The sequence below is a fragment of the Streptomyces sp. NPDC002476 genome (genome assembly GCF_042889785.1).
In the GTDB taxonomy this organism is placed as follows: domain Bacteria; phylum Actinomycetota; class Actinomycetes; order Streptomycetales; family Streptomycetaceae; genus Streptomyces.
The window spans coordinates 269,910-293,302 of sequence record NZ_JBIARH010000001.1 but is presented as its reverse complement, the minus strand read 5'-3'; the positions used below and the strand labels follow the sequence as shown (position 1 = coordinate 293,302).

Annotated in this window: 21 protein-coding genes and 1 riboswitch; of the genes, 16 read left to right on the top strand and 5 right to left on the bottom strand. The window is 71.2% G+C overall.

Features of this window, described 5'->3' with window-relative positions:
- Nucleotides 1-109 precede the first annotated feature (109 nt).
- Nucleotides 110-1,369 carry an Ig-like domain-containing protein gene (locus ACFYXM_RS01280; RefSeq protein ID WP_389285697.1) on the top strand — a complete coding sequence of 420 codons (1,260 nt, stop codon included), beginning with the start codon at nucleotides 110-112 and terminating at the stop codon, nucleotides 1,367-1,369.
- A 51-nt stretch (nucleotides 1,370-1,420) separates the two neighbouring features.
- On the opposite strand, the gene ACFYXM_RS01275 is transcribed toward ACFYXM_RS01280, so the two are convergent.
- Entirely contained in the window at nucleotides 1,421-1,822 is a 402-nt protein-coding gene (locus ACFYXM_RS01275) for a hypothetical protein (RefSeq protein WP_389285695.1), read from the bottom strand.
- A 187-nt stretch (nucleotides 1,823-2,009) separates the two neighbouring features.
- Here ACFYXM_RS01275 and ACFYXM_RS01270 point away from each other — a divergent pair, with 187 nt between their 5' ends.
- The 6 genes from ACFYXM_RS01270 (at nucleotide 2,010) to ACFYXM_RS01245 (ending at nucleotide 9,197) form a co-directional block, all read left to right on the top strand.
- Nucleotides 2,010-2,630 (top strand): heme-copper oxidase subunit III, encoded by a 621-nt coding sequence (locus ACFYXM_RS01270; protein ID WP_351518526.1) that lies wholly within the window; start codon nucleotides 2,010-2,012, stop codon nucleotides 2,628-2,630.
- 92 nt (nucleotides 2,631-2,722) lie between these two features.
- Complete coding sequence (locus tag ACFYXM_RS01265; RefSeq protein ID WP_389285693.1) at nucleotides 2,723-3,532, top strand: c-type cytochrome; 810 nt, start codon at nucleotides 2,723-2,725, stop codon at nucleotides 3,530-3,532.
- Nucleotides 3,529-4,581, top strand: a complete 1,053-nt coding sequence (locus ACFYXM_RS01260) for a Rieske 2Fe-2S domain-containing protein (protein WP_389285691.1) — start codon at nucleotides 3,529-3,531, stop codon at nucleotides 4,579-4,581. The genes ACFYXM_RS01265 and ACFYXM_RS01260 overlap by 4 nt, the downstream gene beginning before the upstream one ends.
- Nucleotides 4,578-6,227, top strand: a complete 1,650-nt coding sequence (locus ACFYXM_RS01255) for a cytochrome bc complex cytochrome b subunit (protein ID WP_389285689.1) — start codon at nucleotides 4,578-4,580, stop codon at nucleotides 6,225-6,227. Before ACFYXM_RS01260 ends, ACFYXM_RS01255 begins: the two co-directional genes overlap by 4 nt.
- A gap of 124 nt (nucleotides 6,228-6,351) precedes the next feature.
- A complete protein-coding gene (gene trpD, locus ACFYXM_RS01250) occupies nucleotides 6,352-7,416 on the top strand; it encodes an anthranilate phosphoribosyltransferase (RefSeq protein ID WP_389285687.1) in 1,065 nt (354 codons plus the stop codon).
- A 127-nt stretch (nucleotides 7,417-7,543) separates the two neighbouring features.
- A riboswitch (SAM riboswitch) is annotated at nucleotides 7,544-7,661 on the top strand.
- 171 nt (nucleotides 7,662-7,832) lie between these two features.
- On the top strand, nucleotides 7,833-9,197 hold the full coding sequence (locus ACFYXM_RS01245; RefSeq protein ID WP_389285686.1) for an aminotransferase class V-fold PLP-dependent enzyme: 1,365 nt from the start codon (nucleotides 7,833-7,835) through the stop codon (nucleotides 9,195-9,197).
- Nucleotides 9,198-9,339: 142 nt separating this feature from the next.
- On the opposite strand, the gene ACFYXM_RS01240 is transcribed toward ACFYXM_RS01245, so the two are convergent.
- Together ACFYXM_RS01240 and ACFYXM_RS01235 are read right to left on the bottom strand one after the other, a co-directional pair.
- Nucleotides 9,340-9,621: an Lrp/AsnC family transcriptional regulator gene (locus ACFYXM_RS01240; protein WP_389285684.1), complete on the bottom strand. Its 282-nt coding sequence runs from the start codon at nucleotides 9,619-9,621 to the stop codon at nucleotides 9,340-9,342.
- Nucleotides 9,618-10,370: a rhomboid family intramembrane serine protease gene (locus ACFYXM_RS01235; RefSeq protein ID WP_389285682.1), complete on the bottom strand. Its 753-nt coding sequence runs from the start codon at nucleotides 10,368-10,370 to the stop codon at nucleotides 9,618-9,620. Before ACFYXM_RS01235 ends, ACFYXM_RS01240 begins: the two co-directional genes overlap by 4 nt.
- Nucleotides 10,371-10,568: 198 nt before the next feature.
- On the opposite strand from ACFYXM_RS01235, the gene ACFYXM_RS01230 reads away from it, so the two are divergent.
- From ACFYXM_RS01230 to ACFYXM_RS01215, 4 genes are all read left to right on the top strand, one after another.
- Nucleotides 10,569-10,811, top strand: a complete 243-nt coding sequence (locus ACFYXM_RS01230; RefSeq protein WP_073782241.1) for a hypothetical protein — start codon at nucleotides 10,569-10,571, stop codon at nucleotides 10,809-10,811.
- A 37-nt stretch (nucleotides 10,812-10,848) separates the two neighbouring features.
- Nucleotides 10,849-12,216, top strand: coding sequence for an NYN domain-containing protein (locus ACFYXM_RS01225; RefSeq protein WP_389285680.1), 1,368 nt, complete (start codon nucleotides 10,849-10,851; stop codon nucleotides 12,214-12,216).
- 280 nt (nucleotides 12,217-12,496) lie between these two features.
- Entirely contained in the window at nucleotides 12,497-13,534 is a 1,038-nt protein-coding gene (locus ACFYXM_RS01220; protein WP_389285678.1) for an NlpC/P60 family protein, read from the top strand.
- A 192-nt stretch (nucleotides 13,535-13,726) separates the two neighbouring features.
- Nucleotides 13,727-14,998: a hypothetical protein gene (locus ACFYXM_RS01215; RefSeq protein WP_389285676.1), complete on the top strand. Its 1,272-nt coding sequence runs from the start codon at nucleotides 13,727-13,729 to the stop codon at nucleotides 14,996-14,998.
- A 61-nt stretch (nucleotides 14,999-15,059) separates the two neighbouring features.
- On the opposite strand, the gene ACFYXM_RS01210 is transcribed toward ACFYXM_RS01215, so the two are convergent.
- Entirely contained in the window at nucleotides 15,060-16,322 is a 1,263-nt protein-coding gene (locus ACFYXM_RS01210) for a glycosyltransferase 87 family protein (RefSeq protein ID WP_389285674.1), read from the bottom strand.
- 129 nt (nucleotides 16,323-16,451) lie between these two features.
- Here ACFYXM_RS01210 and ACFYXM_RS01205 point away from each other — a divergent pair, with 129 nt between their 5' ends.
- On the top strand, nucleotides 16,452-17,594 hold the full coding sequence (locus ACFYXM_RS01205; RefSeq protein WP_389285672.1) for a glycosyltransferase family 4 protein: 1,143 nt from the start codon (nucleotides 16,452-16,454) through the stop codon (nucleotides 17,592-17,594).
- Between the two features lie 203 nt (nucleotides 17,595-17,797).
- Here ACFYXM_RS01205 and ACFYXM_RS01200 read toward each other — a convergent pair whose 3' ends face one another.
- Complete coding sequence (locus tag ACFYXM_RS01200; protein ID WP_389285670.1) at nucleotides 17,798-19,594, bottom strand: AMP-dependent synthetase/ligase; 1,797 nt, start codon at nucleotides 19,592-19,594, stop codon at nucleotides 17,798-17,800.
- 459 nt (nucleotides 19,595-20,053) lie between these two features.
- Between ACFYXM_RS01200 and ACFYXM_RS01195 the strand changes: the two genes are divergently transcribed.
- The 4 genes from ACFYXM_RS01195 to ACFYXM_RS01180 all read left to right on the top strand — a co-directional run bounded on the left by ACFYXM_RS01195 (nucleotide 20,054) and on the right by ACFYXM_RS01180 (nucleotide 23,371).
- Nucleotides 20,054-20,860, top strand: coding sequence for a metallophosphoesterase (locus tag ACFYXM_RS01195; protein WP_389285668.1), 807 nt, complete (start codon nucleotides 20,054-20,056; stop codon nucleotides 20,858-20,860).
- 177 nt (nucleotides 20,861-21,037) lie between these two features.
- Nucleotides 21,038-21,487 carry an SRPBCC family protein gene (locus ACFYXM_RS01190; protein ID WP_389285666.1) on the top strand — a complete coding sequence of 150 codons (450 nt, stop codon included), beginning with the start codon at nucleotides 21,038-21,040 and terminating at the stop codon, nucleotides 21,485-21,487.
- Nucleotides 21,488-21,491: 4 nt separating this feature from the next.
- Nucleotides 21,492-22,820 carry an ArsA family ATPase gene (locus ACFYXM_RS01185; RefSeq protein ID WP_389285664.1) on the top strand — a complete coding sequence of 443 codons (1,329 nt, stop codon included), beginning with the start codon at nucleotides 21,492-21,494 and terminating at the stop codon, nucleotides 22,818-22,820.
- Nucleotides 22,821-22,912: 92 nt separating this feature from the next.
- Nucleotides 22,913-23,371, top strand: coding sequence for a DUF5304 domain-containing protein (locus ACFYXM_RS01180; RefSeq protein WP_389285663.1), 459 nt, complete (start codon nucleotides 22,913-22,915; stop codon nucleotides 23,369-23,371).
- Nucleotides 23,372-23,393 lie beyond the last annotated feature (22 nt).

The window sequence follows — 23,393 nt, the reverse complement described above, 5'->3', positions numbered from 1 at the left end:
ATCGGCTCCACCAGACGGGGGCCCGTACCTCTCCACCAAGAGAGGTACGGGCCCCCGTTTGCACGCACAAGACGCGCCAATAGGGATGAAATATCCATAACGTGTGTTCATGGACCACACGCTGCGCATTCGCCCCCTAGTGAGCAGCACGCTGCTGGTCGCGACCCTGATAGCGGCCGCGACCGCGTGCGGAGCCTCCGACGACCACCCGCTCGCGGCGAAGCCCTACGACGCGGGGGACGAGATCACCTCCAACCTGCCGGAGGGCGACAAGAAGGCGGACTCCGACCGTCCGATCGAGGTCGGTGTCAAGGACGACGACAGCCGGATCACGGACGTGACGGCCACGGACGCCACCGGACGCCGCCTGGCGGGCGAACTCGACGCCGACGGCAAGCGCTGGCGCTCCACATCCCCGCTCGCCGCCGGCCACCGGTACACCGTGCGGGTCAGTGTGGAGGACGACGACGGCGCCCCCGGCAGCCGCACGCTCTCCTTCGAGACCGGCGCCACCAAGAAGAAGACGCTGAAGGTCGCCTTCGGCCCCAAGGCGGGCACCTACGGCGTGGGACAGCCCATCACCGCGGAACTGAGCGCCCCCATCAAGGACAAGGCCGCCAGGGCCGTCGTGGAGCGCTCCCTGAGCGTCCGCTCCACGCCCGCCGTCACCGGATCCTGGTACTGGGTCGACGACAAGACCCTGCACTACCGTCCGAAGGAGTACTGGCCCGCCAGAGCCAGGATCGACGTCAGCAGCGGCCTGGCGGGCATCAAGGTCACCGACAGCCTGTACGGGGCGCCCACGAAGGCGCTGAAGCTCACCACCGGCGACCGCGTCGAGGCCGTCACCGACGCCGCCGCGCACACGATGACCGTCAAGCGCGACGGGAAAGTGATCAACACCATTCCGGTCACCACCGGCAAACCCGGATTCGCCACCCGGAACGGGGTCAAGGTGGTGCTGTCCAAGGAGTACTCCGTACGCATGCGCGGCGAGACGATCGGCATCGCGGCGGGCTCCGACGACTCGTACGACCTGCAGGTCTACTACGCGACACGCGTCACCTGGAGCGGGGAGTACGTCCACGCGGCCCCCTGGTCCACCGGCTCGCAGGGGTACGCGAACGTCAGCCACGGCTGCACCGGCATGACCACCGGCCTGGCCGAGTGGTTCTTCAACATCGTGCGCGAGGGCGACCTCGTCACGGTCGTCGGCAGCCAGGGCGAGATGATGACCCCGTTCGACAACGGCTACGGCGACTGGAACCTGTCCTGGGACACATGGCAGAAGGGCAGCGCACTGCGCAATGACGCCGACCCGGAACGCGCGGACACGGTCCAGGCGGCACGCCTGCGCCCCCAGGTCTGACGGCCCGGGGAGTGCGCCGCCCCTCCGGGAGGACGGGTGGGGCGACGGGCCTCAGACGTCCACGCAGCGCCTGCTGCGCAGCAGGGCGGCCAGTGCGTCCGCGAACTCGACCGGTTCGATCGGAAGGGTCACCGCGGCGTCCGCACGGCTCCAGGTGGCCAGCCAGGCGTCCTGCGGGCGCCCGATCAGCAGCAGGACGGGCGGGCAGCGGAAGATCTCGTCCTTGATCTGCCGGCAGACGCCCATGCCGCCCGCGGGCGCCGTCTCGCCGTCCAGCACGCAGACGTCGATGCCGCCGTTGTCCAGCGCCTCCAGGACGGCGGGCAGGGTGGCGCACTCCACGTACTCCACCTCGGGCACGTCGGCCGCGGGCCTGCGCCCGGCTGCCAGCCTCACCTGCTCACGGGTGTTGGCGTCGTCGCTGTAGACCAGGACCGTGGCGGTCGGCTGCATTGTTCCTCCGTGACATCCGTGTCTGCGGGGCTTGGCGGGCATGAACCGATGCGCGGATCGTACTCCGCCCGACGGCCTGTCAGCATCGCCCGTGACAGCGGTTTCATGGGCTGTTCGGGGAGGGCACACCCGGTTGACACACCGAACGGCACCCCCCGGAGTGAGGGCGGGATAAGCGACCGACATAATGTCGGTCGTGGCGACAGCAACGACAGTAGAAACCGGGCACGCGCACCCGTCGGTCAATCGACCGAACCTCACCAGCGTCGGAACCATCATCTGGCTGAGTTCCGAGCTGATGTTCTTCGCGGCCCTCTTCGCGATGTACTTCACCCTGCGATCGGTGATGGGACCGGATCACTGGAAGGAGATGGCCGGGCACCTGAACTTCCCGTTCTCGGCGACGAACACCACGATCCTGGTGCTTTCCTCACTCACCTGCCAGCTCGGCGTCTTCGCCGCCGAGCGGGGCGATGTGAAGAAGCTCCGCACCTGGTTCATCATCACCTTCGTGATGGGCTCGATCTTCATCGGAGGTCAGGTCCTCGAGTACACCGAGCTGGTCAAGGAAGCGGGTCTTTCCCTCTCCTCCGACCCGTACGGTTCGGTGTTCTACCTGACGACCGGCTTCCACGGCCTGCACGTGACAGGCGGGCTCATCGCCTTCCTGCTCGTCCTCGGCAGGACGTACGCGGCCAAGAGGTTCACCCACGAACAGGCCACCTCGGCCATCGTCGTGTCCTACTACTGGCACTTCGTCGATGTCGTGTGGATCGGCCTCTTCGCCACGATCTACATGATCAAGTAATCGGGCCCGACCCGAACTACACGATCAAGTAACGGGCTCGACCCGAACCACATCCAGCATCGACGCAGAAGATCCTGACACCGGGGTAATCCGTGAAAAAGCTCTCCGCTCGACGACGCCATCCGTTGGCGGCGGTCGTCGTACTACTCCTCGCGCTGGCGGCTACTGGGGGGCTGTATGCCGCGTTTGCGCCCGCGAGTAAGGCGCAGGCCGACGAAACCGCCCAGTCCCTCGCCATCGACGAGGGCAAGAAGCTGTATGCCGTCGGTTGCGCCAGCTGCCACGGGACCGGCGGTCAGGGCACCACCGACGGGCCGTCCCTGGTCGGCGTGGGCTCCGCCGCCGTCGACTTCCAGGTCGGTACGGGCCGCATGCCGGCGCAGCAGCCGGGTGCCCAGGTACCGAAGAAGAAGAACATCTACAGCCAGGCCGAGATCGACCAGCTCGCGGCGTACGTCGCGTCGCTCGGCGCCGGTCCGATCACGCCGACCAAGCAGCAGCACGACCCCGCCGGCGCGGACGCCGCCAAGGGCGGCGAGCTGTTCCGCAACAACTGCGCCCAGTGCCACAACCTCACCGGCCAGGGCGGTGCGCTGACGAACGGCAAGTACGCGCCCAGTCTTGAGGGCGTGTCGACGAAGCACCTGTACGAGGCCATGCAGACCGGCCCGCAGAACATGCCGTCCTTCCCGGACACGACGATGCCCGAGCAGCAGAAGCGGGACATCATCGCCTACGTCAAGGCCGTGAACAGCGATGACACCCCGAGCCCGGGTGGTCTCGGGCTGGGTGGCCTGGGACCGGTCAGCGAAGGCCTGTTCGCCTGGATCTTCGGTCTCGGCGCACTGATCGCACTCGCCGTTTGGGTCGCGGCCCACACCGCTAAGGCCAAGAAGTCATGAGTAGCCAAGAGATTCCAGACGAGAACCTGCCCACCACGCAGGACACCGCGCACGGCGCGGTAGAGGTCGCGGACAACCCGTTCGCCGACCCGGGGCTGCCGGCCCACCAGCCGCGCATCCAGGACATCGACGAGCGGGCCGCGAAGCGCTCCGAGCGCACCGTCGCCCTGTTCTTCACACTGTCGATGCTGGCGACGATCGGCTTCATCGCGTCGTACGTCATCTTCCCGGTCGACAAGATCGTGTACATCTGGCCCTTCGGCCATGTGAGCGTGCTCAACTTCTCCCTGGGCCTGACCCTGGGCGTGGCGCTCTTCGCGATCGGTGCCGGGGCCGTCCACTGGGCGCGCACCCTGATGTCCGACGTGGAGGTCGCCGACGATCGTCACCCGATCGAGGCCGAGCCCGAGGTCAAGGCGAAGGTCCTGGCGGACTTCGCCGAGGGGGCCAAGGAGTCCGCGCTCGGTCGGCGCAAGCTGATCCGCAACACCATGTTCGGCGCGCTGGCCCTGGTGCCGCTCTCCGGTGTGGTGCTGCTGCGCGACCTCGGCCCGCTGCCGGAGAACAAGCTCCGCAAGTCGCTGTGGGCCCAGGGCAAGCAGCTCATCAACATGAACACGATGGAGCCGCTGCGTCCCGAGGACGTCGCCGTCGGTTCGCTGACCTTCGCCATGCCCGAGGGCCTGTCGGAGGACGCGGAGGACTTCAACAACCAGATCGCCAAGGCGGCGCTGATGATCGTCCGGATCCGTCCGGAGGACATCAAGGACGCGCGCGAGCGCAAGTGGGGGCACGAGGGGATCGTGGCCTTCTCCAAGATCTGCACCCACGTCGGCTGCCCGATCAGCCTTTACGAGCAGCAGACGCACCACGTGCTCTGCCCCTGCCACCAGTCCACCTTCGACCTCTCCGACGGCGCCCGCGTCATCTTCGGCCCGGCCGGTCACGCCCTTCCGCAGCTGCGTATCGGCGTGAACAGCGAGGGCAACCTCGAAGCGCTCGGTGACTTCGAAGAGCCCGTCGGTCCTGCATTCTGGGAGCGCGGATGAGTACTGCGACCACGCAAGCCCCCGGCTCCTCGGCGCCGGGCAATCGCAAGGCACCCGCCGGTGAGCGGGTGGCCGACTGGGCGGACGGCCGGCTGGGGATCTACACCCTGGCCAAGGCCAACATGCGCAAGATCTTCCCGGACCACTGGTCCTTCATGCTCGGGGAAGTCGCGCTCTACAGCTTCATCATCATCATCCTCACGGGTGTGTATCTGACGCTGTTCTTCCACCCGAGCATGAACGAGGTCGTGTACCACGGCTCGTACGAGCCGATGCAGGGCATCAAGATGTCCGAGGCCTACGCCTCGACGCTGGACATCAGCTTCGATGTCCGCGGTGGTCTGCTGGTCCGCCAGATCCACCACTGGGCCGCGCTGATCTTCCTGGCCGCCATGTTCGTGCACATGATGCGCGTCTTCTTCACGGGCGCCTTCCGCAAGCCGCGCGAGATCAACTGGCTGTTCGGTTTCCTGCTGTTCGTGCTCGGCATGTTCACCGGTTTCACCGGCTACTCGCTCCCGGACGACCTGCTGTCCGGTACGGGTATCCGCTTCACCCAGGGCGCGATCCTGTCCGTGCCGATCGTCGGCACGTACATCTCGATGTTCCTGTTCGGCGGCGAGTTCCCCGGCCACGACTTCGTCGCCCGGTTCTACTCGATCCACATCCTGCTGCTGCCGGGCATCATGCTCGGCCTCGTGGTGGCGCACCTGATCCTGGTCTTCTACCACAAGCACACGCAGTTCCCCGGCCCCGGCCGCACCCAGAAGAACGTCGTCGGCATGCCGCTGCTGCCGGTGTACATGGCGAAGGCGGGCGGATTCTTCTTCCTGGTCTTCGGCATCATCGCGATCATCTCGGCCATCGCCACGATCAACCCGGTCTGGTCCATCGGCCCGTACCGGCCGGACCAGGTGTCCACCGGCGCCCAGCCCGACTGGTACATGGGCTTCGCCGAGGGTCTGATCCGAGTGATGCCTGGCTGGGAGATCAACCTGTGGGGTCACACGCTCGCCCTGGGCGTGTTCATCCCGCTGGTGTTCTTCGGACTGGTGCTCGTGATCATCGCGGTCTACCCGTTCCTCGAGTCCTGGGTCACCGGTGACAAGCGCGAGCACCACCTGCTGGACCGCCCGCGCAACGCCCCGACCCGGACGGCCTTCGGCGTCGCCTGGATCACCGTCTACGTCATCGTCTTCATCGGCGGTGGCAACGACCTGTGGGCCACGCACTTCCACATGTCGATCAACGCCATCACCTGGTTCATCCGGATCTTCATCTTCGCGGGCCCGGTCATCATGTTCATCGTCACCCGGCGGATCTGCCTCGGCCTCCAGCGCCGCGACAAGGAGAAGGTGCTGCACGGGCGCGAGTCCGGCATCATCAAGCGCCTGCCGCACGGTGAGTTCGTCGAGATCCACGAGCCGCTCGGTCCCGAGCAGCTGCACACGCTCACCGCGCACGAGCAGTACGAGCCGCTCGCGATCGGCCCGACGGTCGACGAGAACGGTGTCGAGCGCAAGGTCTCCGCGATGCAGAAGCTGCGCGCCCGGCTCAGCAAGGGCTACTACGGCGAGAACAACCAGATCGCCAAGCCCACCGTCGAGGAGTACAAGGAGATCACCAGCGGCCACGGTCACCACTGATCGCCTGAACTGATCGCCACAGCAGGGGCCCCGTCCATCCGATGGACGGGGCTCTTCGCTGTCCTCCGCCCTGGATAGGGTGGGAGCCGAACCTCTTATCGGCTGTGGACCCCAGGAGCGGACCATGAACGTTGTGACCCCGGTCGGCGGCGACAGCGTGGCGGACCGTTCCTGGCCCGGCGTGCTGAACCCGCTGCTGCGCGGCGAGGACCTGAGCGCGGACGACACCGCGTGGGCGATGGACCGCATCATGAGCGGCGAGGCCACCGACGTGCAGATCGCCGGTTTCGCGGTGGCCCTGCGCGCCAAGGGCGAGACGGTCGACGAGGTGTCCGGCCTGGTGCGCGCGATGTACGAGCACGCCAACACCATCGACGTCCCCGGCCGCACGGTCGACATCGTCGGCACCGGCGGCGACCTCGCCAAGACGGTCAACATCTCCACGATGTCGGCGATCGTCATCGCGGGCTCCGGCGCCAAGGTCGTCAAGCACGGCAACCGCGCCTCCTCGTCGGCGAGCGGCTCCTCCGACGTGCTGGAGAGGCTCGGCGTCAACCTGGACCTCGGCGCGCGGCGCGTGGCCGAGGTCGCCGAGGAGGCGGGCATCACCTTCTGCTTCGCCGTGAAGTTCCACCCGGCGCTGCGGTACGCGGCCCGTGCCCGCAAGGAGCTGGGAGCCCAGACCACGTTCAACGTCCTCGGCCCGCTCACCAACCCGGCCCGGGTACGTGCCCAGGCCGTCGGCGTCGCCGATCTGCGGATGGCACCCATCGTCGCCGGCGTCCTCGCCGAACGGGGCAACTCGGCGCTCGTCTTCCGCGGCGACGACGGGCTCGACGAGCTGACGACGACCGCGACCTCACGGGTCTGGGTGGTCCGCGACGGAGCGGTGCGCGAGGAGGCGTTCGACCCGCGCGACATAGGTCTGGAACTGGTCCCGGCCCAGGCGTTGCGCGGCGGCGACCCCTCGTACAACGCGGATGTGGCCCGCCGGGTGCTGACCGGTGAGCACGGGCCCGTACGCGAGGCCGTGCTCCTCAACTCGGCCGCGGCGCTGGTGGCCCTGGACCCGACGGACGGCACGCTGAACGAGCAACTCGCCGCCGGGATCGAGAAGGCCGCCGAGTCCATCGACTCCGGGGCGGCACGGCGCGCGCTGGAGCGCTGGGTGGCGGCCAGCAACGCCTGAGCGCCTGTCGGGTGAGCCGCGATCGGACATCCGACAGCCTCTGAACCGAGGGAATGTGCCGCAGGGCGCGGTCCGGATCCTGGACCGCGCCCTTGCGCGTTCGCATCCATATGGCAGGATGCAGGCAGGTCATGAGTGACAGCGACTACGGCCCCGGCCCGCTGTCCGGCAACCCTCCGTCCGTGGCGGGGTGCCCCGGGTGAAGACCAGGCCGCAGGCAGCGAGGTCTGCGGCAAGCGCGGGCCCCTCGGCATCGGTGAATGCCAACCCCCGGGGTCCTGGTCCCTAGGGAGTCTCTTGTGAGCACGCGAATGCGCTAGGGCGTTCTCGCCCTTCTCCGCACCCTTTCTCTTTCCGCTGCGCTGCCGCGTATCCGCCGGCGCATGCGTTTCGCCTGCCTTCTACGGGAGTTCGCCATGTCTGTCCTCACCGCTGCCGCCGACCAGTCGATTTATAACCCTCTGCCGGTTCTGGGTAAGGATGTAATGGTTCCGCTGGTCACGGGTGGTGAAGTCACCTATGCCGCGCTCGACTACGCCGCCAGCGCCCCGGCCCTCCAGCGCGTCTGGGACGACGTCGCCGCGTACGCCCCGTACTACGGCAGCGTCCACCGCGGCGCCGGGTACCTCTCGCAGCTCTCCACGGACCTCTTCGAGAACAGCCGCGAGACCGTCGCGGAGTTCCTCGGCTGCCGCCCCGACGACCAGGTCGTCTTCACCCGCTCGACCACCGATTCGCTCAACCTGCTGGCCGCGGTGGTCCCCGCCGACTGCCAGGTGTTCGTGTACGAGACCGAGCACCACGCCTCGCTGCTGCCGTGGCGCGACGCCCGGGTGACGTACCTGGACGCCCCGCGCACCCCGGCCCAGGCCGTCGAGACGCTGGAGCGGGCGCTCGCCGACCGCGATCCCTACGGCCCCGCGCTGGTCTGCGTCACGGGCGCCTCCAACGTCACCGGCGAACTGTGGCCGGTCAAGGAGCTGGCGGCCGCCGCGCACGCGCACGGCGCCCGGATCGTGCTGGACGCCGCGCAGCTCGCCCCGCACCACCCCGTCGACATCACCGACCTGGACGTCGACTGGGTCGCCTTCTCCGGGCACAAGCTGTACGCGCCGTTCGGCTCGGGCGTGCTCGCGGGCCGGGCCGACTGGCTCCGGGACGCCGAGCCGTACCTGGCCGGCGGCGGCGCCTCGCGCACGGTCGCCCGCCGGGCCGACGGCGGTGTGGACGTCGAGTGGCAGACCACCTCGGCCCGTCACGAGGCCGGTTCCCCCAACGTCATCGGCGTGTACTCCATCGCCTCCGCCTGCAAGGCGCTCACCGAGGCGGGCTTCGACGACCTGGTCGCCCGGGAGCAGCACCTCGTCGCCACCGTCCGCGCCGGGCTCGCCGAGGTCCCCGAGGTCACGGTGCTCTCGCTGTTCGGCGACGACGCCCCGCGGGTCGGTGTCATCTCGTTCGTGGTGGAGGGCTGGAACAGCTCGCACTTCGCCGCGGCGCTCTCCGCCGAGTACGGCATCGGGGTGCGCGACGGACTGTTCTGCGCCCACCCGCTGGTCCGTACGCTGCTGGGCAGCGACCCGCAGGAGGTCGGCGAGTGCGGCGCTCCCGAGGCCGCGCCGGGAGAAACGTCGCTCAACGCGATCCGGGTGAGCTTCGGCGCCGGTACGCCCGACGAGCACATCGAGCGCTTCGTGCGGGCGGTCAAGGAGCTGGTCGGTCGGGGCGCCCGGTGGACCTACCGCACCGAGGGCGGTCGCTGCGTGCCGGACCGGGGCTGAGAGCCTGTCGGGCGACCTCTGACCGGGCGGCCACGCCCTGGGGCGTGCGCTTTCCGGTCGAAGGCCGCCCGACAGGCTCTGAGAGTGCGTGACCCCGGTGGAGGCGGCGGGGCCGCCTCCACCGGGGTGCGGGAGGCGGCCTCTACGCGTCGAGGCCGATGTTGAAGGCGGCCTCCAGGTCGTGCTGCGAGTAGGTGCGGAAGGCCACGTGCGTGTCGGTGGCCTCGACGCCGGGGATCTTGCTGATCCGGCCGGGGATGACGTCCGCCAGGTCGTCGTGCCGGGCCACCCGGACCATGGCGATCAGGTCGTAGGTGCCGGTGACGGAGAAGACCTCGCTGACGTTGTCCAGCGCGGCGATGGCCTCGGCGATCTCGGGAATCCGGTCCACGCTGGTCTTGACGAGCACGATCGCGCTGATCACGGCTGGTTCTCTCCCTCGGTGGCCGCTGCTGGGGCCTTCACTCTATCCGCACGCCGGTAGCGCCCCCATGCGTAGAGGAAGCCGAGCGCGAAGCCGACCACATGGGCCAGATAGGCCACGCCGGGCCCGCCGTCGACGGAGTTCCGGACCGCCAGCCACTGCAGGACGAACCAGAAGATCAGGACGATCCAGGCGGGGAAGCGCAGCGGCAGGAAGAAGAGGAACGGGAACAGGCTGGTGACCCGGGCCCTGGGGAACAGGTACAGGAAGGCCCCCAGTACCGCCGAGATGGCCCCCGAGGCGCCGACCAGGGTCTGGTCGGACGTGGCGTGCGCGGCGGCGTAGGCGGTCAGCGCGAGATAGCCGCACACCACGTAGAAGAGGGTGAACTCGGCGCGGCCCATGCGCTGCTCGGTCATCGCCCCGAACACGTACAGGAACAGCATGTTCCCGAGCAGATGCAGCCAGCTGCCGTGCACGAAGAGGGCGGTGAGCGGGGTGAGCAGGACGCGCCCCGAGCCGTTCCACAGCTCGTTCGGGATCACCCCCCAGCGTTCGAAGTAGCCGGCCTGCGCGGCGAGCACGGCGTCGGCGGTGCCCTGGGGCGGGCGGAGGCCGGAGAGCGGGCCGAGCACGAAGATCAGGCAGCACGCCGCGATCAGGGTGTGGGTGACCAGCGGGCCGCCGGAGGTGACCGTCCGTAGGAGTCCGCTGGTCAGCCTGCCGGCCGCAACTCGCAGATCGATCATGAACAGAGCATGACGCAAGCGGAGGGAACGGGACAGACCGCCTCGCCGTGTCGGGCGGACACGGCGAGGCCGTAGGGTTAAGAGGGGCCGGTGGTGAGCAGAGCGGCCCTTCGTACGGCAGGACAATCCGCAGTTCGACGGCGCACCGCGAGATCCTTGAAACAGACGGCACCAGGCTCGATGAAAGAGGACGCAACGATGACGACGGTTCCGCAGCCGACCGACGGGACCCGCTGGCGCTGCACGCTCTGCGGAAATCTCACACGCTTCGACGTGACGCGTTCCTCCAAGGTCGTCGAGTACGTCCATCTCGACCTGGCCGGGGAAGCGACCGTGGAGGAACGCGAGGTGGTCAGTGAGACCATCGAGTCGGTGCGTTGCCGTTGGTGCAACGCGGTGGACCAGATCGAACTGGTCGCCAGGCCGGGTGCCGACTCCTGACGGAGCCGCGCACAGACAATCGATTTTGAGGTGACGGATGGTGGAGCGGTCCGCAAGCGGCGCCGAACCGGCCGAGGCGGCCGACGGCGCTGTCGAGGCGCTCGACCGCCCGCTGCCCGAAGGCGTGCGACGGCGGGTCGTCGCGCTGGTCTCGGACGCGTTCGGCGGTCTGACGGTCGGTGAACTCCCGGCCCCGCTGAGACAGTACGCCCGCTTCACGCCGACCCGGCGTGCCAAGTTCGCCGGGAACGCGATGGCGGCGGCGCTGGAGAGCGACGCGCTGTTCCGGCAGCGTATCGGTGAACGGCTGGGGGAGCGGCAGCCGGAGCTGGCCCGTGCGCTGGAGTCCGGTTCGCCGCCCGCCGCCGCCGATCCCGTCGACGTCGCCGCGGCCGCCTATGTGCTGCGCCCGGCGGGCTGGGTGAAGCTGGTCGCCGCCGCGGGCGAGGAGGTCCAGCGCGCCGAGGCCGAACGCGCCGACGAGGCGAGTCGCCGCGAGCTGGAGCGGCTGCGCGAGGAGCTCGCCCAGGCCCGTGCCCAGACCAGGAGTGAGACGGAACGGCTGCGCGCCGAACTGGACGCCGCCCGCAAGGAGGCCGACTCCCTCCAGCGCAAACTGCGCAGCGCGGTCAACGACGTCAGGCGCGGCGAGGCCGCGCTGCGCCGCAGCCGGGCGGAGACCGACGCCGTGCGCGCCGAGGCGGCCGCCCAGCTCTCCGCGGCGGAGAGCGAGACCCGTCGGCTCAAGGCGCGGCTCGGCGAGGCCGAGGCGTCCGCCGAGGCGGGCCGCAGGGCCGCGCGGGAGGGGCGCTCGGTCGAGGACATGCGGCTGCGGCTGCTGCTGGACACGGTGCTCGACGCGGCCAGGGGGCTGCGCCGTGAACTGGCCCTGCCGCCGGCCTCGATCCGCCCGGCGGACGGGGTCGACGCGGTCGAGCCCGGCCGGATGTCGCCCAAGGACATTGCCGCCAGGGCGCTTTCGGAGACCGATCCGGCCCTGCTCGACCAGTTGCTCGCGCTGCCGCAGGCGCACCTGATCGTGGACGGCTACAACGTCACCAAGACCGGCTACCCTCAACTGCCGTTGGAGAAGCAGCGCTTGAGGCTGCTGGGCGGCCTCTCGGTGCTCGCCGCGCAGACCGGCGCGGAGATGACCTGTGTCTTCGACGGGGCCGAACTCGCCGCCCCGGTGCTGCTCGCGCCGCCGCGCGGCGTCCGCGTGCTGTTCAGCAAGCCGGGCGTGACCGCCGACGAGCTGATCCGCCAACTGGCCCGTGCCGAACCGCCGGGACGCCCGGTCGTGGTGGTCTCCACCGACCGCGAGGTCGCCGACGGGGTGGCGAAGGCGGGCGCCCGGCCCGTCGCGTCCGCCTTGCTCCTGAAGCGCCTTTCGCGTGTCTCATGATGGTTGTCGCGACTCGCCGGATTTTATGGAACGGACCGTCAGGTCGCCGCTACGGCCTGTGTGATATGGGTAAAGAAGTACCTGCTGTGGTGAGATTTTTCCGGTGAGGATTTGAACTGATCACAAGTTGGTCACTAGGGTCACCATCGAACCTTCGCTCGGTTGATCACCCATCCGGGGTGACGGCGAAGGAACCGCCGAGTCCGTGACGTGCACGGAGCCGGGGACCCGATCCCCCCACAGCCCGGTAGGCGGCCGGAGGAAGAAGGAGATCGCCTTCGTGGCGTCCCACCGTCGTCCCAAGCAGCCGAGCCGCGCCCGTGTGACCGTGCTCACCGCCACCGCCGCCGCAGCCGTGGCCCTGTCCTCCCAGGCGGCCCAGGCCGACCCCAAGCCCTCCAAGAGCGAGGTCAAGGCGAAGGTCGAGAAGCTCGGCCACGAGGCCGGCGAGGCCAATGAGCAGTACCACGGCGCCAAGGAGAAGCAGCAGAAGCTGGAGAAGGAAGTCAGCGCGCTGCAGGACAAGGTGGCCCGCGGCCAGCAGGAGATCAACAACCTGCGCAGCGGCCTCGGTTCGCTCGCCACCGCGCAGTACCGCTCCGGCGGCCTCGACCCGTCGGTGCAGCTCTTCCTCTCGTCCAACCCGGACACCTTCCTCGACGAGGCCTCCGCGCTCGACCAGCTGACGGCCAAGCAGGCCGAGGCGCTCCAGAAGATCCAGGAGAAGCAGCGGGTCCTCGCGCAGGAGCGCAAGGAGGCCCAGGACAAGCTGGGTGACCTCGCGGACGTCCGCAAGACGCTCGGCGAGAAGAAGAAGAAGCTCCAGGGCAAGCTCGCCGAGGCGCAGCGCCTGCTCAACACGCTGACCGCCGCCGAGCGTGCGAAGATCCGCGAGGACGACAAGCGTGCCAGCCGCGCCAGCCGCGCCTCCGCCGACCGGGGCGAACTCGGCAACGAGGCCCCCGCCTCCGCCCGCGGCGCGGCCGCCCTGAGCGCCGCGAGCACCCAGGTCGGCAAGCCGTACGTCTCCGGCGGCACCGGTCCCAACTCCTTCGACTGCTCCGGGCTGACCCAGTGGGCCTACGCCCAGGCCAACGTCCACATCTCCCGGGTCACGTACACCCAGGTCAACGACGGCCCCCGGATCGGGCGCGGTGCGTTGAAGCCGGGCGACCTGGTCTTCTTCAACAACACCTCGCACGTGGGCCTCTACGCGGGCAACAACACCGTCCTGCACGCCCCGTACCCGGGCGCGGTGGTCCGCTACGAGTCGATGAACACCATGGGCAGCTTCCAGTTCGGCGTGCGCGTCGCCTGACGACGCCCGAACGGGCGAATTCCCGCGCCCCGCAGATCGGCCCGCCCCGCCGGAGACCACAGGTCACCGGCGGGGCGCCCTCGTCGGCATGATGCCGGTCTCCTCGGTCACCCGCGTCCGGCCGGCCGTCCGCGTTCGGTTCCCGGTCACCCGCGATGCCCTCACCCGGGCCCGGCCCGTACCCTCGACCGGATGGGTCGGCGACGGCGACGGGGACGGGGCGGCGGGCGGCGCGCGGCGGGAGTGCTGCTCGCCGGGGCGCTGCTCCTGTCCGGCTGCGCGGACGGCGGCGGCCCCGGGGCCGGGACCGGATCCGCCGATCGCGTCCCGGGGGCCGACGCCCGCGCCGTGCGCGCCCTCCTCGACCGCCGCGCCGCCGCCGTGACGGCCCGTGACGCGGACGCCTACCTGGCCTCCGTCGATCCCCGCGCCACCGGGCTGCGCACGGCCCAGCGCCAGGAGCTGGACAACCTCGCGGACGTGCCGCTGGCCTCCTGGACGTACCGGGTCACGGAGCTGACCGGACAGGGTGCCGACCGCGTCACCGCGCACGTCCGGCTGAGCTACCGGATCAAGGAGTACGACCGGGCCCCGGCCACCGCGGACCGGGTGCTCGACCTGCGCCGGGACGGGGCTGACGGCCGCTGGTACCTCACCGCCGACCGGCCGGGCGCGGACGGCGGCGGCCTGCTCTGGCAGCAGGGGCGGGTCCGGGCGGTGCGCGGCACGCACAGTCTCGTCCTCGGCGTCGGCCGCACCGGGCGCGAGCTGCGCGCGATCTCCCGGGTCGCCGACCGGGCGGTGCCCGTGGTCTCCGGTGCCTGGCCGGAACGCTGGCCCGGCCGGGTGCTGGTGCTCGTACCGCACACCGCGGAGGACATGGCCGGGCTGCTGGGCGCGCCCGCCGCCGACTACCGGGGCATGGCGGCCGTCACCACCGCGCGGCCCGGCGGCCCGGGCGGGGCCCCCGCGGACCGGGTGATCGTCAATCCGCAGGCGTACGGTGCACTCGGCGCGTTCGGGCAACGGGTCGTCCTCACCCACGAGATCACCCATGTCGCCACCCGGGCCCGCACCACCGGCGCCACCCCGGCCTGGCTCTCCGAGGGCTTCGCGGACCGGGTGGCCTACCGCGCCGAGCACCGCACCGCCGCGCAGGCGGCGCCCGAACTGGCCGCGGCGGTCCGGCGCGGGGAGGTTCCCGCCGCGCTCCCGTCGGACGAGGACTTCGGATTCGCGGGCGACGAGGCCCGGCTGGCGAAGGCGTACGAGGGCGGCCTGCTGGCCTGCGAGCTGATCGCCGACGCCTGGGGCGAGCGGAGGCTCTCCGCGTTCTACCGGGCCGTCGCCGGACAGCGGGAGCGGGCCGGGGCGGTGGAACGGGCCCTGCGGGAGGTGCTCTCCAGCACCCCCGCCGAGTTCACCGCACGCTGGCGGGAGTACCTGCGCGCCCGGCTCGGCTGAGCCCGTACGGGGAAGCCCGGCCGCCCCCGGACACGCCCCTGCCATGGTCCGCGCACACGGCTCAGGAGCCGACGTGCTCCGGATCCCGGGCGGCGCGGCGGCGGCCCGCCGCGATCCCGTCCCCGCTCCCGGCGTTGTCGCCGGGAGCCCCGGGTGCCGTGCGCCGCCACAGCCGACGGCAGGCGATCAGCGTCGCCGCGACCAGCAGACCGTTGCGCAGGAACATCAGCGTCACGCCCGTCGCGTCACTGGCCACCACGTTGTCGAAGCCGAACGGGAACTCCGCCTGGGTCACGCCGGTGGCGAGCAGCACCAGCCCGGCCGGCAGCCCCATCCCGCTGTCCCGGAAGACCAGGCAGACCGCCGCGAGCCCGACGAGCCACAGCATGTACTGCGGGCTGATCACCCGGCTCGTGGTCGTGAACAGCAGGACCGCCGTGAACGCGGCGTCGGCCGGGGTGCTCGCCCGGAAGGTCCGGGCGCGCAGCCGCCACACCAGCAGCCAGCCGAGGGCGAGTACGGACAGAGCGAGGGCGACCGTACTCACCAGCTCCACCCCCGGCCCCAGGAACTCCAGCGAGCCGTAGTGCAGTTCCACCCGCCCCGGCCAGCCGGACGCCCGCGCCACGTGGAACACCAGCGCTCCCAGCGACTCGACCTCGGTGCCCCGGTCGCGCTGGAAGCCGAGGAAGGCGAACGCCCCGGGGAGCGCCAGCGCGCAGCCGAGTGCGAGCCCGGCCGCCGTCACCGCCGCCGCCGTCCACGCCCGGCGCGTCCGGGAGCCCGGCGCGGTGCCGACCAGGATCAGCGCCGGCCACACCTTCAGCAGCGCCCCGGTCGCGGCCAGCACCCCCAGCATCCGCGGGTGCCGCACCCCCGCCAGCAGTCCCGCCACCGCCACCGCCGTCACCATCAGGTCGTAGCGGGCGTACGCGGTCGTGCCCAGCAGCGGCACCCCGGCCACCCACACCCACGCCCCCGCCGCCGACCGGTCCTTCCCGCGGCCCGCGCGCAGCAGCAGCCCCAGTACCAGACCGTCGCACAGCAGCACGAGGACGAAGAACGCCGAGGTGTAGTCGAGGAAGGGCAGCAGGGCGGGGGAGAGCACCGCGAGCGCGGCGAGCGGCGGGTACTGCCAGGTCACGTCCGACATCGGGTACGTGCCGGAGCGCAGCACCTCCGACCAGCCCCGGTAGATCACCGAGACGTCACCGGTCACGTCCGGACCGGGCAGGACGATCACCTTCGTGACGCAGAGCAGCAGCGCGATCCTCGTGAGGGCCCACACCGCGGGAGCGAGCCGCGCCCCGGTCGATCCCGTCATGGCAGCTCATCCGTTCCGTCGTGCGTGTGCGGTGCGTACGGCGCGGACACGCGCGGCACGAGGGGTCATCATGCCCGCCCGTCCCCTGCGTCGGCCATCAACGCCACCCGCCCGGTACTGTCGGCCGCGATGGACAAGACCCTGATCGTGACCAACGACTTCCCGCCGCGCCCCGGCGGCATCCAGGCGTTCCTGCACAACATGGCCCTGCGGCTGGACCCCGAGCGGGTCGTCGTGTACGCCTCCACCTGGAACCGGACCGCGGAAGGCGTCGCGGCCACCTCCGCCTTCGACGCCGAGCAGCCGTTCACCGTCGTCCGGGACCCCACGACGATGCTGCTGCCCACCCCCCGGGTCACCCGGCGCGCGGCGGGGCTGCTGCGCGAACACGGCTGTACGTCCGTATGGTTCGGCGCCGCGGCCCCGCTCGGGCTGATGGCCCCGGCGCTCCGCCGGGCCGGGGCCCGCCGCCTGGTCGCCACCACGCACGGGCACGAGGCCGGCTGGGCCCAGCTGCCCGCGGCCCGTCGGCTGCTGCGGCGGATCGGCGACGGCACGGACACCCTCACCTACCTCGGGGAGTACACCCGTTCCCGGATCGCCTCGGCGCTCAGCCCCGCGGCGGCCGGCCGGATGGTCCAGCTGCCGCCCGGCGTCGACGAGAAGACCTTCCATCCGGGCTCCGGCGGGGACCTGGTCAGGGCCCGGCTCGGGCTCGCCGACCGGCCCGTCGTCGTCTGCGTGTCACGGCTCGTGCCGCGCAAGGGCCAGGACACGCTGATCCGGGCGATGCCCGCGATCCTGGAGCGGGTCCCGGACGCGGCCTTGCTGATCGTCGGCGGCGGACCGTACGCCGACGACCTGAAGAGGCTGGCCGGTCGGACGGGTGTCGAGGAGTCGGTGCGCTTCACCGGGCCCGTGCCGTGGGAGGAACTGCCCGCCCACTACGGCGCGGGCGACGTCTTCGCCATGCCGTGCCGCACCCGGCGCGGGGGTCTCGACGTGGAGGGGCTCGGCATCGTCTTCCTGGAGGCGTCCGCGACCGGGCTGCCGGTCGTCGCGGGCGACTCGGGCGGCGCGCCGGACGCCGTGCTCGACGGCGAGACGGGGTGGGTGGTGCGCGGCGGCTCCGTCGAAGAGACCGCCGACCGGGTCGTCACCCTGCTGCACGACCCGGAGCTGCGGCAGCGGATGGGGGAGCGGGGACGGGCCTGGGTCGAGGAGAAGTGGCGCTGGGACCTGCTGGCCGAGCGGCTCGAGGAACTGCTCTGACGCCGTCCGGACGGTGGAACGCGAACGGGCCCGCACCCTGGGCGGATTCTCGGGGTCCCCGCAACTCCCTGAACTTCCAGGGTGTTGCGGGGATCGTGAGAACCCGCCCTGTCCGGTGCGGGCCCGTTCGCGCGTTCGCGTCCGGCGCCGGTGCCGGTGGTTCGCGTGTTCGCGTCCGGTGCCGGTGGTCCGCGCGGTCGCGTTCAGCGCTGGTAGATCGCCTCGATCTCGTCCGCGCAGTCCTTCGCCACCACGTTCCGCCTCAGCTTCAGCGACGGGGTGATGTGCCCCGCCTCCTCGGTGAACTGGGAGGGCAGGATGCGGAACTTGCGGACCGACTCCGCCTTGGACACCGCGGCGTTCCCGTCGTCCACCGCCCGCTGCACCTCGGCCAGCAGCTCCGGGTCCTCGCGCAGCGAGGCGGCCGTCGCCCCGGCCGGCTTGCCGTGCTCCACGGCCCAGCGGCGCAGGAACTCCTCGTCCAGGGTGATCAGCGCGCCGACGAACGGCCGTCCGTCACCGACCACCATGCACTCGGCGACCAGGGCGTGCCCGCGGATACGGTCCTCGATCACGGCGGGAGCGACGTTCTTGCCGCCCGCCGTGACGATGATCTCCTTCTTGCGGCCGGTGATCGCGAGGTAGCCGTCCTCGTCGAGCGTGCCGAGGTCGCCCGTGTGGAACCAGCCGTCGGCCAGCGCCTCGACCGTGGCCGCCTCGTTGTTCCAGTAGCCGGTGAACAGGTGCTCGCCGTGCACCAGCACCTCGCCGTCGTCGGCGATCCGGACCACCGAGCCGGGCAGCGGCTGGCCGACCGTGCCGATCTTCTGGCGGTCCCACGGGTTGAACGCGGTGGCCGCGCAGGTCTCGGTCAGGCCGTACCCCTCCAGGACGGTGAAGCCGATGCCCCGGTAGAAGTGGCCCAGCCGTTCGCCCAGCGGCGCGCCGCCGGAGATCGCGTACTCGCCGCGTCCGCCCAGCACCGCGCGCAGCTTGCCGTAGACCAGCTTGTCGAACAGCTTGTGCTTCAGGCGCAGTCCCAGGGACGGGCCCTGCGGGGTGCTCAGCGCGCGGCTGTACGCGATGGCCGTGTTCGCGGCCCGGTCGAAGATCGCTCCCTTGCCGTCGGCCTGCGCCTTGGCCCGTGCCCCGTTGTAGACCTTCTCGAAGACGCGCGGCACGCCGAGGATCAACGTCGGCCGGAACGAGGCAAGTTCATCGGTGAGGTGCTTGATGTCCGGTACGCAGCCGAGCCTGATCGGTGCCATGACCGACGCCACCTCGACCAGCCGCCCGAAGACGTGCGCGGTGGGCAGGAAGAGCAGCACCGAGCGCGAGCCGGTACGGAACAGGGGCTTGAGCCGTTCCACCACGTTGCCGCACTCCGCGAAGAAGCTGCGGTGCGTGAGCACACAGCCCTTGGGGCGGCCGGTGGTGCCCGAGGTGTAGACGATGGTGGCCGGGTCGTCCGCCTTGGCACTCGCCATCCGTGCGTCCACGGTCTCGTCCGGGACGTCCGCGCCCGCCTCCGTCAGTCGGGCGATCGCGTCCGCCTCGATCTGCCAGATCCCCTTCAGGGCGGGCAGATCCGCCCGGACCGACTCCACGGACGCCTCGTGCGCCTCGGACTCCACGACGCACAGGGCGGCGCCGGAGTCACCGAGAATCCACTGGATCTGCTCGGGCGAACTGGTCTCGTACACGGGGACGGTGACCCCGCCCGCGCTCCAGATCGCGAAGTCGAGCAGGACCCACTCGTAACGGGTGCGGGACAGCAGGGCCACCCGGTCGCCCGCCTCGACGCCCGCCGCTATCAGCCCCTTGGCGACCCCTCTGACCTCGGCGAGGAACTGCCTGGCGTCCACGTCGGCCCACGCGCCTCCCACCTTGCGGCTCATCACCGCGACATCGGGATGCTGAGCGGCATTGCGGCGGATGAGATCCGTCAGGTTGCCGTCCGAGGGGACCTCGTACAGGGCCGGAAGGCTGAACTCGCGCAAGACTGCTGCTCCTCATCGGGCTCCGGTGCCACGGCTCTGTGTGACCCACCGGCTGCGGTCCAAGATAGGCAGATGCTCATGTGTGAAGTGAGCACGACTGGACTGCCCGGACGTTACCCATCAGTACTCAGTTCCCGATAGAGGGTTCGGGCCAATGTCTTGTGCGTCACACACGATGGTGATCCTTGCGCGCACAGTAGCCCACGGCGCGTCATCGCCCGGGGCCCGCCGCAGGTCCGGAGGCCCTGTCCGGGCGGCCGACGCTCCTTTCGGAACACGCCCTGAGGGCTGTCCCGTCATCCGTGGTGGACCAGCGCGCGGCGTCGGATGTGGTGCATCGCAAGGCGGAGGGGCGTCCGCATACTGGACGTATGCGGATGTTCCGACAACGCGGCGAGGTGCCGCAGCTGTCGTCGCGTGCCCGCCAGGGATTACGGGACAGCCCTTAGGCTGGCCGTCATGCCTGCCGCACCGGACACCCGACTCAGCCCCGCCGCACGGCGCACGCGCCTCCACGTGGTCAGTGACGTGCACGGCAACGCCGAGGCCCTGGCCCGTGCCGGGGACGGCGCCGACGCCCTGATCTGCCTCGGTGACCTGGTCCTCTTCCTCGACTACGCCGACCACTCGCGCGGCATCTTCCCCGACCTCTTCGGCGTGGAGAACACCGACCGGCTCGTGGCCCTGCGCACCGCCCGCCGTTTCGAGGAGGCCCGCGAGCTCGGCCGGCGCCTGTGGGCGGGCATGGACCGCGAGGCCGCGATCGTCGCGGGTGTGCGCAAGCAGTACGCGGAACTCTTCGCGGCCTTCCCCACTCCGACGTACGCCACCTACGGCAACGTCGACATCCCCGGACTGTGGGCCGAGTACGCCCGCCCGGGCACCACGGTGGTCGACGGCGGGCGCGTCGAGATCGGCGGCCGGGTCCTCGGCTTCGTCGGCGGCGGCCTGAAGTCACCGATGCGAACCCCGTACGAGATCGACGACGAGGAGTACGCGGCCAAGATAGAGGCGGTCGGCGCGGTCGACGTGCTCTGCACCCACATCCCGCCCGACGTGCCGGAACTGACCTACGACACGGTGGCGCGCCGCTTCGAACGCGGCAGCCGGGCCCTGCTCGACGCCATCCGCGCGACCCGCCCCCGCTACGCGTTGTTCGGCCACGTCCACCAGCCCCTGGTCCGCCGGATGCGGATCGGGGCGACCGAATGCGTGAACGTCGGCCATTTCGCCTCCACCGGAAGGCCGTGGGCCCTGGAATGGTGACAGGCTCGGAGCCCCTCCCGGCACGGCCCCCGGGCCCGGCTGCGGACCTCGCCCGCACGGCCGCCCCACCGGCCGCGGCGCCGGACCCTGGGACGGAGCGCCGCGGGCACGCGATAGCCTTCTGACGGCAGGCATCTGCCGACGCACCGGTCACACCGCACTGGAGGAGCCACGGCGATGGCTGAACACACCAGCTCGACGATCACGATCGAGGCGGCACCGGCCGACGTCATGGGAGTGATCGCCGACTTCGCCCGCTACCCGGAGTGGACCGGCGAGGTCAAGGAGGCGGAGGTGCTCGCCGCCGACGACCGGGGCCGTGCCGAGAAGGTCCGCCTCGTCCTCGACGCCGGGGCGATCAAGGACGACCACACCCTCGCGTACACCTGGACCGGCGACCGCGAGGTCAGCTGGACCCTCGTCAAGTCGCAGATGCTGCGAGCCCTCGACGGCACCTACGCGCTCGCCCCGCTCGGCGACGGCGACCGCACCGAGGTCACCTACCGGCTGACCGTCGACGTCAAGATCCCGATGCTCGGCATGATCAAGCGCAAGGCCGAGAAGGTCATCATCGACCGGGCCCTGGCCGGCCTGAAGAAGCGCGTCGAGTCCGTACCGAAGGGCTGACCCGGTGCGCACGGTTCTCGTCACCGGGCCCGGCGGCGCGGGCCGTACCACCGTCGCGGCGGCGACCGCCCTGGCCACCGCCCGCCGGGGCCGCCGCGTCCTGCTGCTCTCCGCCGACCCCATACCCGGCTTCCCCGACGGCACCGAACCCGTCGAGGTCACCGACGGCCTCTGGTCCGTCCGCATCGACTCCGGCGAGCACTTCCGCGGCGAACTCCTCGCCCTCCAGGACCGGGCCTCCGGCGTGCTCGACCTGCTCGGCGGGCACCGGATGGACGGCGAGGAACTCACCGAACTCCCCGGCAGCCCCCAGCTCGCCCTGCTGCACGCGCTGCGCCGCGCCGCCGAGGGCGACTGGTCGGACGGCCGCTTCGACCTCATCGTCGTCGACCTGCCGCCGCTGCGCGAAGCGCTCGCCGTCCTCGCCCTCCCCGAACAGCTGCGCCGCTATCTGCGCCGGCTGCTGCCCCCGGAACGCCAGGCCGCCCGCGCCCTGCGCCCCATGCTCGCCCAGCTCGCCGGGGTGCCCATGCCCGCCCAGTGGCTGTACGAGGCCGCCGCCCGCAAGGACGCCGAACTGGCCGCCGTCCAGGCCCTGATCGAGGACCGCGCCACCACGCTCCGGCTGGTCGCCGAACCGGGACCGGCCGCCGAGGACGCCCTGCGCACCGCCCGCACCGGCCTCGCCCTGCACGGACTGCGCGTCGACGCCCTCGCCGCGAACCGGGTCCTGCCCCGGCACTCCGGCGACCCCTGGTTCGCGGACCTCGCCGCGCGGCAGGAGAAGACCGTCGACCACTGGTACGAGGAATGGGGCCCCACGACGGCCCTGTACGAGGTGCCCCACCTCGGCCGCGACCCCCGGAACCTCGACGACCTCGCCCTCCTCGACGGCCTCGCCCGCTCCACCGCGCCGACCGGGGCGGCCACCGGCGGCTTCGGGGCGGGGGACGGACTGTGCGCCGCACCGGACGAACCGGCCCCCGGCCGGGCCGACCACCCCTGGTGGATCGAGGACCCCCGGCGGACCGGGGAACGGGGCGCCGCGGACGACGGGCGCACCCCGCCGCCCGGCCCCCGGGCCATGGGCGCCCCGCCGGCCGACGGCGGCCCCGTCCTCGTCTGGTGCCTGCCGCTGCCCGGAGCCGTCAAGTCGGACCTGCAACTGGTGCGCCGCGGCGACGAACTGCTGCTCACCGTCGGCCCGTTCCACCGGATCATCACCCTGGAGTCCGGACTGCGCCGCTGCACCGTCTCCGGCGCCGCCCTCACCGACGGGGTGCTCCGGGTCAGATTCACCCCCGACCCCGGGCTGTGGCCCCGTACGGACTGAACGGCACCCCGCCGTTCGGGTAACGTCGGTAGTAGGTGCCCGTACGGTCCCGCAGGCGCGGCCGCGGGCGAACCACGTCGCAGGAGTCCGCCATGAGCGAAGCCACCGATCGTCCCGTCGACGACGACGCGTGGGCACGGGCCTGCGCCGAGGACCTCGAAGCGGAGAAGGCCCGCCGCCGCGCCCACCACGGCCCGGGGACCGGAACCGCCGCCGAGGAGCTGCGCAAGCTGATCGACGCCGTGGCCGACCGGATCTCGTCCCTCCCGACGCCGCTGCTGGGCCCGGCGGCGCAGGGCACCGTGCAACAGATCATCAAGCAGGCGAAGTCCGCAGCCCAGCCCGTCATCGAACGCAACCCGGACGTCTTCGACCATCTCGCCGCGGCCGGCGGCGAACTCCTCGCCGCCTACCGTTCCGCCGTGGAGGGTCAGGAACGCCGCTGGACCAGGGACGCGGGGGACCAGGCCGGCACCGGGAAGCGGTCCGACGATCCCACCGACCCGCGCGACGGGGGAGCCTCCGGCGGCGAGCACATCGACCTGGACTGACCTGCGCGGAAGTCCGGGTCCG